A 16,170-nucleotide genomic window follows, 5' to 3' on the forward strand; every position below is an offset into this window, starting at 1 on the left:
AGCGAGCCTCGCCCCCAGGCTGAGCCAATTAGCCCTGCTGATAACGCGCCCGAGGCGTCGCCATCGGTAACGGTCCATCCCCGATCTCGCGAAACTCGCCCTTCTCGGCGTCATAAGCCTTAATTGCACTGCTCTCAATGTCATACACCCAGCCGTGGATATACAGATCGCCACGGGCCAGACGTGAAGCCACGGAAGGGTGTGTACGCAGGTGATCCAGCTGCGCCACCACGTTCTCCTCCGTAAGAATGCCGAGCACTTCATGCTCACCACAACTGCAGTTATCCGCCACCACCGTTTTGGCCACTTCGGCATGACGCAGCCAGGCCTTGACCGTTGGCATGCGCTCCAGCTCGGCGGGTTTAAGCACGGCTTTCATCGCCCCACAATCTGAGTGGCCGCAAATGATGATGTGCTGCACGCCCAGCGCCATCACGGCGAACTCAATCGCAGTGGACACGCCGCCGTTCATCTGACCATACGGAGGCACCACGTTGCCGACGTTACGGGTGACAAACAGATCGCCCGGATTACTCTGAGTAATCAGCTCAGGAACAATGCGCGAATCCGCGCAAGTAATAAACATAGCCTTGGGCGACTGTTGATGTGCCAGCTTTTTAAACAGCTCTTCCTGCTGGGGAAAAACATCCTGGCGAAAGCGCTGAAAGCCCTCAACGATACGCTGCAATGATTCTTCCGCACTGGGAAGCGAATCACTTTGTGGCTGCTGTTGCTTATCCATTGATAACCTCGCACTGGTACTCGTTTGCGCAGATGAATCTGCGACCCCTAAAAGGACAGCGAAGTCTGAAGCCAAGTCACAGTTTAGAAGGCCGTCACACTAACTTTTCACAGCAGTGACAATTGACTGCCCGGCGGACAGAACTTCGAGCAGTCCAGATTAAAGGCTTCGCCGCGATGCAACCCAAGACGTTTGGCGGCAAGGGCAAAGCGCTTGGAAAGCAGTTCGGCAAAAGCGCCTTCCCCGGTAAAGCGTTTGCCAAAGCTGCTGTCGTAGAGTTCTCCAGCGCGGCTCTGCCGGATCAAGCTGAGCACATGCTCAGCGCGCTGTGGAAAGTGCGCCTGCAGCCATGCTTCAAATAGCGGCGCCACTTCTCTGGGTAAGCGCAACAAAATGTAGTGCGCACTTGCAGCACCTGCATCCTGCGCCGCCTCGAGCAGGTGCTCCAGCTCCCGGTCGTTAATCATTGGAATCATCGGCGCACACAGCACGCCAACCGGAACCCGGTGTTCATGCAATACCCGGATCGCCCGCAACCTAGCGGCTGGCGCTGCGGCCCTGGGCTCAAGAATGCGCTTGAGATCGTCATCCAGCGTGGTCAGGCTGATCATCACCGACACCAGATTCTGCTGCGCCAACTCACTCAGCAGGTCCAGATCGCGCAGAATCAGCGAGCCCTTAGTCACTATCGTCACAGGATGGCGATAGTCCAGCAGCACCTTGAGCACGTCCCGGGTCAACTCATACTGGCGCTCCACGGGCTGATAAGGGTCGGTATTGGCTCCCAGATTAATAGGCGCGCACACGTAGCCAGGGCGGGACAACTCCTTAGCCAGCAGCTCGGCAGAGTTGGTCTTAGCGATCAGGCGGGTCTCAAAGTCCAGCCCTGGCGACATATCCCAATAGGCATGACTGGGTCGGGCATAGCAATACACACAGCCGTGCTCACATCCACGATAAGGATTCAGCGAACGGTCAAATGGCAAATCCGGTGACTGGTTGCGGGTGATGATGCTTTTAGCCGTCTCGTTACGCACCTCAGTCACGCAACTGACGACAGGCAGCTCCTGAGCCCAGCCATCATCGACCACCACAACATGCTGTGCGGCAAAACGATTATGCGGATTACTGGCCGTACCGCGCCCTTTGAGTGGAGTGTGAAGTGACATAGATTAGCTCCGCCGAATGACTGTATATTTATACAGCTATTCAGCATTCTTACCAACCTCAACCGCTCAACCGTTAAGCAACCCCAGCAATAACGGCAAGCTCAGCGCCGCCAGCAAGGTCTGCAGCGTAATAATCCCGGCCATCAACTGACTGTCGCCGCCTAACTGGCGAGTCAGTACATAGGCCGTTGGCGCAGTGGGCAGGGCAAAGAACAGCACCAGCAAGATGCTTTCCATCGGCGGCAACTGCATTACATAGGCAACTGCCCAGGCCAACCCCGGCATCAACAATAAGCGCACGCAACTGTTGGCCCCCAACGCAGACACTTCACCACCCAGCTGCTCTGGCCTTAGCGCCGCGCCAACACAGAGCAGTCCCAGCGGCAAGCTGGCTGCAGCAAGCAACCCCAGCAACCGATCCGTCCCACCCGGCAGAGGCAAATCGCTGAGGTTATAAAGTGTGCCCAGAACGCAAGCGAGGATCAGTGGGTTCTTCAAAATCGGCAGAGCTAAGCTGCGCACACTCACACCCTGCTCAGCACTCAACGCCCAGACCGACAGTACATTCACCGCTGGCACCATCAGCGCCAGCATCAATGCCGCCACCGCCAGCCCTTGCTGACCGAACAGGCTGCCCACCGCGGCCAAACCAAGGTAAGTGTTGAAGCGCAAAATGCCTTGGGTGAATGCACCAAAACGTCCCGCGGGCCAACCCCGCAAACGACGCATAAGCAACAGCCCGCCCCAAGCCAGCCCCAGCCCCAGCAACACCGCCAAGGCAAGGCGCGGCAATGCCGGATTGTTCAGAGGTGCAGTCGCCAGGCTGTTAAACAGCAGGGCCGGGAACAACACGAAATAGTTAATGCGCTCGGCCCCAGGCCAGAACGCTTCACTGGGAAACTCAATACGACGCAGGCAATAGCCACCAACAATCAACGCGAATAGCGGCCACAACGCGGTTAAAAGCTCGAACACACATTTCTCCAGAGCAGTCGGCCCGTTATGGGGGTAACGTAATGAACAGCCACGTGATGTTTTCGATTAAGCAGATCACGACACCGGAGGGACAACGGAATGCCCAACACCTATGAAGGCGGATGCCAGTGTGAAGCCGTTCGCTATCAATTTACAGGTGTGCTGCGGGATATCGCACATTGTCACTGCGCCACCTGCCGCCGAACAACAGGTGGAATCGTCACAACCTGGCTGACGACACAGCGCGCAGACTTCAGATGGCTTAAAGGCAAGCCCAAGTTGTATGCCTCATCGGCTACCTGTTCCCGTTATTTCTGTGGTGACTGCGGCGCTCAGCTGGCCCTATTCACAACACTCAGCCCCGACAGTCTCGATATTACGGTCGCGACACTGGATCACCCGGAGCAGGCTACGGCTGACCGGCATATTTGGGTACAAAGCCGTTTGCCCTGGATTCACCTAGACCCGCATTTGCCAGAAGAGCAACAAGAGCGAATCGAATAAACAGCAACTACAAACCACAATTTAATCGAAACCCAGAGCAATAAATTCACCCACAAAATATCAATATATAAATATTAACCCGCACATTTTATTTTAATTAAAAACACTCAATACCCAAAGTTTGAGAATTACCTTAGACGCTTCAACACCCATCCATCGCTATAACCCCGGATCGGGCTAATGCAACCGCATTAGCCACTACCGGAGGCATACATTTGAAATACTCATCTCAATGGCTGGCCAGTCTATTGGCAGCCGGCGCGCAAACTGCTCTGGCCAATGGATTTATAGAAGACAGCAAAATCGATTTAAACCTGCGTAACTTTTATTTCAATAACGACAACCGGGAAAGTCAGGACCAGATCGGCAAAAAAGCATACTCAGGACAAAACGAGGAGTGGGGCCAGGCCTTTATTCTGACCGCAAAGTCCGGATTTACTCAGGGTACCGTCGGTGTTGGCGTGGATGCGCTCGGCACATTCGGCATGCGTCTGGACGGCGGCGGCCGGGTTGGCAAGTCCGACCTTGAGCGCACGCCCGGCCAGCTGTTTCCGCTGGACAGCGACGGCTCGGCAGTGCAGAACTTCAGCCGTCTGGGCCTGACGGTAAAAGCCAAGATCGCGCAGACGGAGATTCGTCACGGCACCCTACAACCACGCTTACCGATATTGGTCAGCAATGACGGCCGCCTGCTCCCGCAGACGTTTGAAGGCACCCAACTGACCTCGCAGGACTTCGATAATCTGACCCTGACCGGCGGACTGATTGAGCAAGCGACAGGCCGCAGCTCCTCAGATCGTACCGGCCTAGCCGTCAGCGGCGGCAGCCAGGCAAGTAACCACTTGTGGTTCGGTGGTGCCGACTGGCAGGTCAAACCCGGCCTACAAGCCCAGTACTATTACGCCAATCTGGAGGATTACTACCGCCAGCATTTCCTCGGTCTCACCCGGCAATTGCCGATTTCCGAGGGGCAAAGTCTGAAGCTGGACCTGCGCTACTTCCGCACCACCTCAGACGGGGCCAACGCCTCAGCCAGTGGACGGGCGCAAGGCTACTTGGTCAACGGCTACAGTGACGACGGCCAGGGCGAGATCGACAACCACACCTGGAGCGCGGCACTGACGCATAACTATGGCGCACATAGCGTGCTGATGGGCTATCAACAGGTCTCGGACAAGAGCAACTTTGTTCAGGCTAACCAAGGTTCACTGGATGGAGACAAAGGTGCGGGCGGCGTCAGCGTTTATCTGCTCACCGACAGGCAGTTGCACAACTTCACCCGGGCCGGCGAACGCACCCGTTTTGCCGAATACAGTTACGACTTTGCAGGTGCCGGCGTGCCTGGGCTGAAAGCCAGCGTGGCCTACCTGAAAGGTACCAACATTCAGACCAGCCAACAGGGTCAGCGAAAGGAATGGGAACGCGACTTCCGCCTGGATTACACCATTCAAAGCGGCCCGCTGCAGGGCGTTAACCTGTCTTGGCGCAATGCCTCGCTGCGCAGCGAAACGGTCGCAGATACGGACCAGAACCGGTTTATCACCAGCTACAGCCTGCCGTTTTTCTAAACCTTGCACTGCCACTGGAACAAATGAACATGTCTAAGTGGCAGTTCTTATTTATCTCATTACTTTATTTTTACGCGCCTATAGTCAAGCCATAACAGCCCATATACTTATAGTATGAATAGTCACCACTCATTCCATTATTTATTAGCAACTCACTCCCACATAAAACTTTCCCGTCCTACAGCTATCACCCCCCTCGCCACGCTATTGCGCCGAGGGATTTTTAGCTAATTGCCATCAATTGCTTGCACTTACGCTCTGGACTGAAGCTAAAGTTTCAATTTCCCTACACAAGGAATAACGATGCCGCAGCACTTAACTGTTTGAAGAATTCCAGTTGCTTACATCCATCTACATCAGGACTATTCGCATGAAAGGGAAAATCGTACTCGAAGAGCATCTCAGCACCGAACTGAACAACAACCTGTGGGACTCTTCCGATGAGGCAGCACGAAACGGCAAAGCCTAGATGGCAGATACCGAGCGCCGCCTGCTCGACACTGAGCAACGCATCACCGACTTGGCCGCAGCAATGCTGCGCGCCTATTCAAACTTTAGTCTGTAACGGCCGGACAGCCCTGGTGTCCGGCTCACACCGCAGTATCGCAGCCTCCTTCTCAGCGGCCTTTGAAGGCACGCCAATGTGCTGACTCGTGCCTTGAATTGATCATTCCCCGATCAGCGTAGTCAAAGCCTGCGGGCACGTTTTTGGGAACGCCAGTAAGCTGTTCAGTTGAAGTTTGACTCAATCTCCAGTGCGAGTCAGACACTCGACTACCCTTACTCCACAAAGGCATTCCCTAAATAACTTGCCTGTGTCACATTTTGTCGCTGTCATGGCAATAAGCCTTGATTCCAAAAGGCTTTTTTACCGCACTGACAACGCATAACAGTTTCGACATGATGGGCAGGCTCAATAACGCCATTGAGTAGATTGCACGTCTTAATGATGGTCTTGGCTAAGGATATCGACACATGCCAGGTGCATTGCTGCGCACAGGTAACCTTCAGGAATTCAAGGCGCTGGGCGTCGATGGCCAACCGGTATACAGCGCCGCGTTGCAATTGCGCGAAGCCATCCGCCTCAAGATGGGCCGTGAAGCCGCCAGTTGTCTGGCCATTCCCCAGCCTAACGAAACCGGCGACCGCATCGACTGGTACGCACCTGAAGAAGGCGACGTAGTGCCATGGTCGGCCGCCACTGAAGAAGAGCGCAGCGACGCCTATAAACAGCTGGAAGCCATGCACGCGCAGCTGGGCAATACCAGCGTTAGCATGAAAGGCGACACGCAGAACCGCGAGAAGCAGATTTTCGGCCGTCTGCTGGAAAAGACCGTTCACTTCCCAGACAGCGACCATGTGTATCTGGTCAACGGCAAGCCGGTCATTACCTTCTGGGGCTTTACCGACCAGCCCGGCACTTATGATCACGATCCGCTACTGTGCCTGCGCCCTGCCGCACCGGTTGCCAAACCGTTGGACTTCACCCTGCCGCCAGAAGCACCTGCGGTAGCCCCAGCCGCAGCGCCGGTTGTGGCGGCTAAACGCCCGTGGTGGCGCTGGCTGTTGTGGCTGCTGCCATTACTGTTGCTGCTCCTGCTGCTGTTATTCCTGCTGCGCGCCTGCGCACCGAACGTACCGCTGCCGCTGGGCCTGGATCAGATCGACCTGCCGGGCCTGCCCGTCACCCGTGATGTGAATGTGCATGACGTTAACGTTCACGGTGTCGACGGCACTGTGATTGGCAATGGCGGCATCAGCGGCCAGGCTGTTGACGGACAACTGCCAGATGGGCAACTCCCTGAAGGACAAGTGCCCGACGGCCAGCAGCCGCAAGATCAGGCTCCTGCAGATGATGCCGCACAGCCTGAAGCCCCGGCAGAAGAGCCGAAAACAGACGAAGCCGGCAAAGACGAACAAACACCGCCAGGCGAAGAGGGCGCAGAACCGCAGCCGCCGGTTGACCCGGAAATGGGCCAGCCGAATCCGCGTCAGCAGCCGCCGGGTAAAGACGTACCGCAAGACCTGAGCATTCCGCCGCAAGCGCTGCAAACCGGTTCCACTGACTTCCTTAACGGCAGCTGGAAAGCCGGGGCCGGGATTCAGGACGCCAAAACCGGTAAGCCGATGCAGCTGGAATATGACTTCAAGGATGGCAAAGGTGAGGTCAAGATGCGCCGTGGCGATGGCGTGGTCTGCTCTGGATCAGTCAATGCGGCGATGCAAGGCGGCAAACTGGCGATCAACAATCAAGGCCAGGCCACGTGCAATGACGGCAGCACCTACAAACTGCCGGAAGTCACCTGCAGCCCGGACAGCCGCAGCGCTGCCGACTGCTCGGGCAGCTACGAAAACCAGCAATTCCCAATGTCCATGCGACAGGGCGAAAAGCAGTAGCACGGCCACAGGGTTAAGCCGGAGCGGGCCAACAGCCTGCCAGGCATATAAAAGGACGTCCCGGCGGGTTGCCTGAAGCAGCCCGCCAGCCAACGAACAAGGGCGGAAGAACAGCACTATGTTTCCAGAGAAAACGGATTACGAAGAGAAGATCACGCTGATCATGGGCAGCGGCGTCCAGTTTATGGACTTTGCCGTGACCCTTGATCTGCGCCGTGAATTGCCTGGGGAGTTCGTCCGCCAGCGCCAGGATGGCCCGCTGGCACGCCTGATGTACGACGATCGCAGCGAGCAGTTCTATCATCCGGCCGCGCCCGGTCAGGCGGTGAGCCCGGCCTACAGCGTGGCGGTGGATCAGTCCGTACGCCTGCTCAAAGATTTGTGGTTGCCGCTGCCCTTCTTTCGTTTCAGCCCGCCGCGTCGTTTCGATGACGGCCCGTCCAACTGGGCGCGCGTGCGCGTGGTCGAACTGCAGCCGGGGCAAGACCCGGACGGCCACACCCACCGCGTAACGCTGGCCTTCGACACCAAAGTATTCCCCAGCCGCAGCGACACCGCTTATCTGGCCCCGACCAACGATGACGTGCGCGCCGGTGCTGCCTTCGCCCTGGCCCATCAGGCCAACGAAATGGGTTGGTTCCTTGACCTCAACTGGGTCAACGACTGGCTGCGCGAAGTGTTCACCGAGCAAGCGCAACTGCCGCCACTGCGTCTGCAATTGGATGACATTGAGAACGAGTGCCTTGAGCTGTATCACCAGGCTCACTACCTCAACCTGCTGCATGTGCTCGGCACCGCGCTGGAAGTGCCGGAAATCAAAGTCGTCTCCAACCGCGACAGCGACCTGCACAAAGCCATCCCGGTGGACATGGTGCTGGACGTGGGCAACTCGCGCACCTGCGGCATCCTGATCGAAGACCATCCGCAGGAAAACGACGGTCTGAGCAAACGCTACGAACTGGAACTGCGCGACCTGACCATGCCCGAGCATGTCTACCCGGAACCGTTCGAGAGCCGCATCGAATTCGCCCAAGCGGTGTTCGGTAAAGATCACTTCTCCGTGCAGAGCGGCCGTCGCGAAGCCTTCCAGTGGCCAACCATCGCCCGTGTCGGCCGCGAAGCCGGACGTCTGGCCAGCCGCCGCCGTGGCACCGAAGGCTCCACCGGCCTGTCCAGCCCGAAACGCTACCTGTGGGATGAAGACAACTACGAGCCGGGCTGGCGCTTCAACTGCGCGTACGTCAAAACCGATACCGAACCGCACGCCACCGCCGCACCGGTCGCCAGCCTGATCAACGAAAAAGGCCAGGCGCTGTACAGCCTGCCGTTCGACGAGCGCATGCCGGTGTTCCACCCGCACTATTCGCGCAGCTCGCTGATGACCTTCATGCTCTGCGAAGTGCTGGCCCAAGCGCTGATGCAAATCAACAGCCCGTCACAGCGCCTGCGCATGAGCCACTCACGGGTACCGCGCCACCTGCGCTCGATCATCCTCACCGTGCCACCATCCATGCCCAAGCCGGAGCGGGAAATTTTTGCCAAGTGCATGGAGCAAGCTATCGGCCTGGTGTGGAAAGGCCTCGGCTGGCACCCGGAAGACGATGCGATCAACATCAAAGACCCGAAAAGCCGCGAAACCGGCTGGCCGTACTTGCCGGAAGTGCACGTGCAGTGGGACGAAGCCACCTGCGGCCAGGTCGTGTATCTGTTCAACGAAACCCAAAACAACTTTGCCGGCCGCCCGGAAGAGTTCTTCGCCGCCATGGCGCGTCCGGATCAGCCGCATAAAGACCGCCTGACCATCGCCTCCATCGACATTGGCGGCGGCACCACCGATCTGGTGATTACCGAATACCGCCTCGACGATGGCGTCGGCAGTAACGTCTACATCACCCCGTCGCAGCGTTTCCGTGACGGCTTCAAAGTAGCCGGTGACGACATCCTGCTCGATGTGATTCGCCTGTTTGTCCTGCCTGCGCTGAATAACGCGCTGACGCAAGCGGGTGTGGATAACCCCGATGCGATGCTTTCCAAGCTGATCGGCAACGAACCGCTGACCGTGCAGGATGCCGTCCTGCGTCAGCAACTGACCCTGCAAGTGTTCAGCCCGATTGGCCTGCGCCTGCTCAAAGCCTACGAGCAGTACGACCCACTCGATGCCGGCACCCTGGTCAACGGCACGTTCGGCGAGCTGCTCGGCGATGAGCGCCCGACCGATGCCGTGCTGGAATACGTCGGCGGTGCCGTGCGCCGCCAGCTGGGCAACGGCAGCAAACCGTTCAACCTGCTGGATGTGGAGCTGAACGTGTACCTGCGCCGCATCCATGAGGCCTTTATCACCGAGCGGATGAACATCAGCAAGACCATCAAAGCCCTGTGCGAAGTGGTCTACAGCTACCCCTGCGACGTGCTCCTGCTGACCGGCCGCCCATCGCGCCTGCCAGGCGTGCAGGCGCTGTTCCGCAAGCTGCTGCCGCTACCACCGGCTCGTATCCTGCCGCTGAACCAGTACCGCACCGGCGGCTGGTACCCGTTCAACAAGCTCGACCGCATCGAAGACCCGAAAACCACCGCCGCGGTCGGTGCCATGCTTTGCCTGCTCAGCCGCAGCCTGCGCCTGCCTAACTTCTTCTTCCGTTCGGCAGCGTTCAAACCGTATTCGACGCTGAAGCATCTGGGCCTGCTGGACAACAACAACGTGATCAAGGACGGCAACGTCTACTTCCGCGACATCGATCTGGATGACCCGAACTACGAGCTGCCTGATCAGACCTTTGAAATGCGCGGCACCATGCGCCTGGGCTTCCGCCAGCTAAGCGACGAGCGCTGGTCGGCGGCGCCGCTGTACATCCTCAGCATCGAAAACCAGAAACTGCGCGAGCAAGTCGCCTCGCAAGGTCTGGTGCTGAAGGTACGCCTGGGCATCAAACCGTCGCGCAACCCGGCAGAAGGCAGCGAGAGCTTCGAGTTCCTCGGTGCCGAGTCGGACAACGGCTCCGTCAGCCGTTCGCACATTCGTCTTCGACTCAACACCCTGTCCGATGCAGGCTTGGGTGAGTCGCACTATTGGCTCGACAGCGGGAGCGTGTTTCGCAAATGAGTAACTCGCCTGAGCAACTGACCCAACACTGGTCTGCCATCCACAACGGTGCCGGCGATGCGATTCGCTGGATCAACGACGTGCGCCGCACTGCGCCGCGTCTGGATAACGAAGCAGACGACCTGATCCTCAGCCTGCGCCGGGTGCGCAACACCGCCAATCGCCTCGGCGGTGTGTCCAACCTGCCGATGACCGTGGGCTTTTTCGGCCTGTCACAGGCGGGCAAGTCCTACCTGATTTCGACATTGGCCGCAGGCACAAACGGCAAGCTGGAAACCGATTTTGCCGGGCAGCGTCTGGACTTCCTCACCCACGTCAACCCGCCGGGTGGCGGCAAGGAAGCGACCGGTCTGGTGACCCGCTTCAGCCGTACGGCCAAGGCCGGCCCGGCGGATTACCCGCTGGAGCTGAAGCTATTTGGCGAAGTGGAAGTGGCCAAGGTGCTGGCTAACTCCTTCTTCAACGACTTCAATACCGAGAAGGTGCTCTACCGCCTCGACGAAAATGCCATCCGCCAGCAGCTCAAAGAGCTGAGCAAACGCCGCCAGCACAACCCGGTACCGGGCGTGAGCGAAGATGACGTGGTGGCCCTGTGGGATTACCTGCAAGACAACTTCCCGGCCTCAATTTTCGGCCTCAGCGGCTACTACTGGCCGACGGCCGTAGAGCTGGCACCGTGGCTGAGCCTTGAAGACCGCACCACGCTGTTCTCGATCTTCTGGGGCGAGATTAAGGAACTCAGCGAGGCCTACCTGAGCTTCGCTAAAACCCTTAATAAGCTGGGCAACGCCGACCGCGTGTTCGCGCCGCTAGACGCTCTGGTGCGCCAGACCGATAAAGGTCTGTCGCAAGCCGACAGTATCATGAACGTGGATATGCTCGAGCGCTTGGGCCGCAGCAGTGACCTGCCGATCAGCGTACGTCCGTCGAAACAGGGCGAGTTGCAGGCCCCGGTGGAACTGACACTGGCGCAGCTGGCGGCACTGACGGCGGAAATGGTCTTCCCGCTGGTGGAACCCACCAGCGACCCGCTGTTTGAGCAAGTCGATCTGCTCGACTTCCCCGGCTATCGCGGTCGTCTGTCGGTGGAGTCGCTGGACGACGTGCGCCGTGCGGTCAAAAGCGACGAAGCCAGTCCAGTGGCGCAGCTGATTCTGCGCGGTAAGGTCGCCTATCTGTTCGAGCGCTACACCGACAGCCAGGAAATGAACGTGCTGATCGTCTGCACGCCGTCCAACAAACAATCGGACGTGACCGCGGTCGGTCCGGTGCTGACCCGCTGGATCGAGAAAACCCAAGGCACCAAACCGGAAGAACGCGCCCTACGCAAACCGGGCCTGCTGTGGGCCATCACCATGTTCGACATGCGTATCAGCAGCGATCTGGACAAAGGTGAAGACCTGCTGCGTCTAGGCTGGGGCAGCGGCGGCATGATGAAAATGACCATGCTTGAACGCTTCGGTCAGTACACCTGGATGCAGGAGTGGACCGCCGGGCAGCCGTTCAACAACACCTTCCTGGTGCGCAAACCGCGCATGAAGGTGACCTTCCTCGATGTACAGGATGGCAACGAGCTCAGCCTCAATGCGTCAGCGGCCAACTCACTGGCGCTGATGCGCAGCACCTTCAGCGAAGACGAAACCGTCCAGCGCCACATCCGCAATCCTGAGCAAGCCTGGGATGCCATGCTCGAGCTGAACGACGGCGGCATGAGCGCCATCAGCCAGTACCTGCGCGGGGTTGCCCTGCGCGAAGTGAAACTGGGACGGATCAAAGAGCAACTGGATGAAGTCCTCCATCTGCTCGATAGCCGCCTCGGTCACTGGTTCCAAGATGAAGGTTCGGGCGAACTGGAGAAGAAGCGCAAAATCGCCCAGCAAATCTTCGAAGCCATTTGGCCGCGCCGCGTCCTCCTGGGCGAGCTGCTGCAAAAAATGCAGGTGCCGGACGACCTCTTGCGCGGTCTTTACCTGAACGCCGGTGAAGATGAAACGCCACCGCTCAGCACCAGCACTGATACCTCCAGCTCAGACTTCGGCGGCGCGCTGAATCTGGGTGACGACTTCGCCAGCGACGACGGCTTCAGCCTGTTCGGCGATGCTCCGGCCAAACCGTCTGCCAACGCTACACGTACCACCGGCAGCGATGCGCGCTTCGCTCAGGCAGTGCTGCGCGAGTGGATCAGCCACCTGCGTCATCTGCCCGAAGACGTCCGCCTGCTGACCTTCCTCGGCTTCAGCAAGCCTGCGGTGGAAGCACTGGTGGACGAGCTGGTCACCGCTGCCGACCGTCTCAACCTGCAAGACCGACTGCTCAAAGCGATTGTCAGCACCGAACAGATCGGCACCAAACGCGAGCAGTTGGCAGGCCGTCAGGTACTCACCGCGAAAACCGTGCTGGGCGACTTTGTGGGCTGGCTGGGCTTTATCGAAATGCCGCTGGCACAGCGCCCTGACAGCCGCATCGAAGCGGGCAAGAAGCTGTTTGAGGCACCGCCTGCCATTGAGCACGGCAAGCTGCCGGTGCTGGCACCGCAACCGCTGGAGCACAGCCGCAACTATGTCGGTGACTGGCTGGTGGCCCTGAGCAAAGTGGCCGCAGACAACGCCGGCCACAGCGCTGGCCGCGAAATCACCCCGGAACAGAACGAAGCGCTGGGCAAGGTGCTCGACACCCTGCACGCGAAGTGAGTGGAATAACCCATGCTTAGAATTGAACTCAAGGCCGCCCAAAGCGGCCAACCCGGCTACGGCGAACTGACCCTGCACGGCTGGGCGCAAGAGGGCGAAGGACTGGAGCTGACCATTCAGCGCAACCAGGACGGCCACTATCTGGCCGCAGGCGGCAGTTGGGACAGCAACCCGGTGTGGCACGCACTGGACGGCATGAGCCTGAATGACGAGGTACTCAACGGCGAAGTCGGCCCATGGCTGATCGACCCGCTGATGGCCAACCCGCAAAACGCCTACATGCTGCAACTGCGCAACCCGGACGGCAGCGATAAAGGCGTGGTGCGCATTGTCGGCACCATTCTCTCCTCGCAAGCGGCGGGCAGCTCCCAAAGTGGCGAAAAGCGCGCCGAGCGCCCGGCACCAGCGGTTACACCACCGCCCCCGCCATCCGAGCCAGAGCCAGAGCCGACGCCACTGCCTGAACCAGAACCGGAGCCTGTGCTGACCCTTGATCCGGAACCGGAGCCAGAGCCAATCGCTGCCGAACCGCGCCCACAGCCGACGCCTGTGCCGGAGAAAAAAGGCAGCAAGCTGGGGCTGATCATTGCCATCCTGCTTGTGCTCGCCGCACTGGCTGCCGCTGCCTGGTGGTTCTTCCTGCGTACTCCGGGTACGACGGCTCCGGCCGCCACCAGCGAAGCCAGCACCAGCGCAGCCGACACTGCACCGTGCAGTGTTGGCGCTCTGGGGCAGGACAAAGACGATCTGGTGTTTATCCAGAGCTGCCTGAAGTCCAACCCGTCCAGCGAGCAGGTACTGGCCGCCATCAATGCCGCCAAAGAAGCCAAACGCTGTGGCGTGGTGCAGCGCATTTATGCGCACAAAGCCCAGGCCGGTGATGCCGCCGTGGCCTTTGCTTACGCTCGCGAATACGACCCGGAACACTTCAAGAGCGGTGGCTGTGTTGAAGCCGCTGATGCCGAGACAGCGGCCTACTGGTACGAGATCGCAGTGAACAACGATCCGTCCAACCAGGAAGCCAAACAACGTATGGAGGCGCTGAGCAAATGAGTGCACGTCCCTTCGCATTGACTGTAATGGCCAGCCTGCTGCTCGGCAGCCTGGCCGCCCCGGCACTGGCGGATGAAAAACCGCTGCTGCAGGAAGGCAAAAAGACCCTGTACCAGCGCGTGCTGACCACACCGACCTGCCAGCTGACTGACAGCGCAGGCGGCAGCGGCGGCAAGGCACAACCGGCCTTCACCCGTTTTTACGTGTACCAGCGGGAAACCGCCGGCAATGCCGAGTGGCTGAAAGTCGGCCCGGACAGCTACGGCAAGACCGTCGGCTGGATCAAGGGCGACTGCGCGGTGGACTGGAAGATGCAGATGACCCTGGCCCTGACCAACCCGGCAGGCCGTGAGCCGCTGCTGTTCTTCAAGGACAAGGCCAAGCTGGAAGAACTGTTCGGCAAGGAAGACCCGGCACCGCTGCTGGCACCGATCCAGAAAAACATGAAAGACAAAGGCCGCGACCCGGCTGTGGTTGCCCGCGAGCCGGATTACGCGGTGGACTTGTCGAAAAACTTCTATCTGCTGCCGGTGCTGGACGCCGAAGAAACCTTCACCGAGAAAGGCTTTCAGGTGCGCCTGCTGAACGTCGCCTCGGTCAGCGCCAAGTCCGACGACAAAGCTAAGACCGACAAAGCCGCAGAAGCCAACACCCTCAAGGGCTTCAGCGCCGCGGTGGTGTTTGTGATCGACTCGACCATCTCCATGGGCCCGTACATCGACCGCACCCGTGAAGCGGTGCAGCGCATCTACGCCCAGATCGAAAAAGAGAAGCTGCTCAATCAGGTCAAATTCGGCCTGGTAGCCTTCCGCTCCAACACCGAAGCCGTGCCGAAGCTGGAATACACCAGCAAGATGTTCGTTGACCCGAGCACGGTGAAAGACGGAAAGGACTTCCTCGCCAAAGTCTCCCAGCTCAAAGAAGCCACGGTTTCCAGCAGCAGCTTTGATGAAGACCCATACGCCGGGATCATGCAGGCGCTGGACGAGGTGAAGTGGAACGAATTTGGTGCCCGCTACATTGTGTTGGTCACCGACGCCGGTGCCATTGATGGCGACAACAAGCTCTCCAGCACCGGCCTGAATGCCGAGCAAGTGCGTCTGGAAGCCCAGTATCGCGGCGTGGCCATCTACAGCCTGCACCTGAAAACCCCGAGTGGGGCGAAGAACCACGCTTCGGCGGAAGCGCAGTACACCAACCTGTCCACCAACGCCTTCCTCAACAAGCCGCTGTATTACCCGGTGGATGCCGGTAACGTCGACAGCTTTGGCAAGATGGTCGACAGCCTCGGCGACGCCATCACCGCCCAGGTGAAGGCCGCTTACCGTGGCGACATGGCTGCTGGTAGTGCGCTGGGTGCAGACGCGGAATACGCGAAGAAAGGTGCCAGCGAATCCGACAAGGCCATTGCCGAAGACGCCGCCCTGCTGGGCCACGCCATGCGCTTGGCGTATCTGGGTGAAAAGACGGGAGCCAGCGCGCCGCCGGTGTTCAAGGCCTGGATCAGCGACCGTGACTTTGTGCAGCAGAACGTACCGACCACCGATGTGCGCGTGCTGATGACCAAGAGCCAGCTCAGCGACCTCAGTGATGTGGTTAAGCAGATTGCCGACGCTGCCAACGAAGGCCTGATCTCGCCGACCGATATGTTCGAGCGCCTGCGCTCGGTGGCTGCGACCATGGGTAAAGACCCGAACCAGCTCAAGGACAAGAACATCAAGGTCTCCGATATGGGCCTGATGGCCGAGTACCTCGACGGCCTGCCGTACCTCAGTGAAGTGCTGAGCCTGGATGAAGAAACCTGGAAAGGCATGGAAGGTCTGGAGCAGGAGAAATTCATCCGCCGCCTCAACACCAAGCTCAAGTACTACCAGCGCTACAACGCCGATGCTGACCGCTGGGTGTCTCTGGCACAGGGCAGCGACCCGCGTGACCACGTTTATCCGGTCCCGCTGGAGGCATTGCCGTAAGC

At 59.1% G+C, this 16,170-nt stretch carries 10 protein-coding genes; 7 read left to right on the forward strand and 3 right to left on the reverse strand.

All coding sequences use genetic code 11. From position 1 onward, the window contains the following. Positions 1-28 precede the first annotated feature (28 nt). The 3 genes from AO726_RS05680 to AO726_RS05690 all read right to left on the reverse strand — a co-directional run bounded on the left by AO726_RS05680 (position 29) and on the right by AO726_RS05690 (position 2,886). Positions 29-742, reverse strand: coding sequence for a carbonic anhydrase (locus AO726_RS05680; RefSeq protein ID WP_058067117.1), 714 nt, complete (start codon positions 740-742; stop codon positions 29-31). Positions 743-849: 107 nt separating this feature from the next. Then, the gene (locus AO726_RS05685) at positions 850-1,911 is read right to left on the reverse strand and encodes a PA0069 family radical SAM protein (protein ID WP_058067118.1); all 1,062 of its coding nucleotides are present in this window, start codon (positions 1,909-1,911) and stop codon (positions 850-852) included. A gap of 66 nt (positions 1,912-1,977) precedes the next feature. Continuing rightward, positions 1,978-2,886 carry an AEC family transporter gene (locus tag AO726_RS05690; protein ID WP_058067119.1) on the reverse strand — a complete coding sequence of 303 codons (909 nt, stop codon included), beginning with the start codon at positions 2,884-2,886 and terminating at the stop codon, positions 1,978-1,980. A 99-nt stretch (positions 2,887-2,985) separates the two neighbouring features. Here AO726_RS05690 and AO726_RS20890 point away from each other — a divergent pair, with 99 nt between their 5' ends. From AO726_RS20890 to AO726_RS05720, 7 genes are all read left to right on the forward strand, one after another. Beyond that, positions 2,986-3,390, forward strand: coding sequence for a GFA family protein (locus tag AO726_RS20890; protein ID WP_082629064.1), 405 nt, complete (start codon positions 2,986-2,988; stop codon positions 3,388-3,390). 215 nt (positions 3,391-3,605) lie between these two features. Beyond that, a complete protein-coding gene (locus AO726_RS05695; RefSeq protein ID WP_058067120.1) occupies positions 3,606-4,958 on the forward strand; it encodes an OprD family porin in 1,353 nt (450 codons plus the stop codon). Positions 4,959-5,933: 975 nt separating this feature from the next. After that, entirely contained in the window at positions 5,934-7,355 is a 1,422-nt protein-coding gene (locus AO726_RS05700) for an SrfA family protein (protein ID WP_058067121.1), read from the forward strand. Between the two features lie 118 nt (positions 7,356-7,473). Beyond that, positions 7,474-10,455: a virulence factor SrfB gene (locus AO726_RS05705; RefSeq protein ID WP_058067122.1), complete on the forward strand. Its 2,982-nt coding sequence runs from the start codon at positions 7,474-7,476 to the stop codon at positions 10,453-10,455. Continuing rightward, entirely contained in the window at positions 10,452-13,145 is a 2,694-nt protein-coding gene (locus tag AO726_RS05710; protein WP_058067123.1) for a putative virulence factor, read from the forward strand. Before AO726_RS05705 ends, AO726_RS05710 begins: the two co-directional genes overlap by 4 nt. 12 nt (positions 13,146-13,157) lie before the next feature. Further along, positions 13,158-14,198, forward strand: coding sequence for a hypothetical protein (locus tag AO726_RS21210; RefSeq protein WP_058067124.1), 1,041 nt, complete (start codon positions 13,158-13,160; stop codon positions 14,196-14,198). Then, positions 14,195-16,168, forward strand: a complete 1,974-nt coding sequence (locus AO726_RS05720) for a vWA domain-containing protein (protein ID WP_058067125.1) — start codon at positions 14,195-14,197, stop codon at positions 16,166-16,168. The genes AO726_RS21210 and AO726_RS05720 overlap by 4 nt, the downstream gene beginning before the upstream one ends. Positions 16,169-16,170: the final 2 nt, after the last annotated feature.

It is taken from the genome of Pseudomonas sp. TTU2014-080ASC (genome assembly GCF_001446935.1).
In the GTDB taxonomy this organism is placed as follows: Bacteria; Pseudomonadota; Gammaproteobacteria; order Pseudomonadales; family Pseudomonadaceae; genus Aquipseudomonas.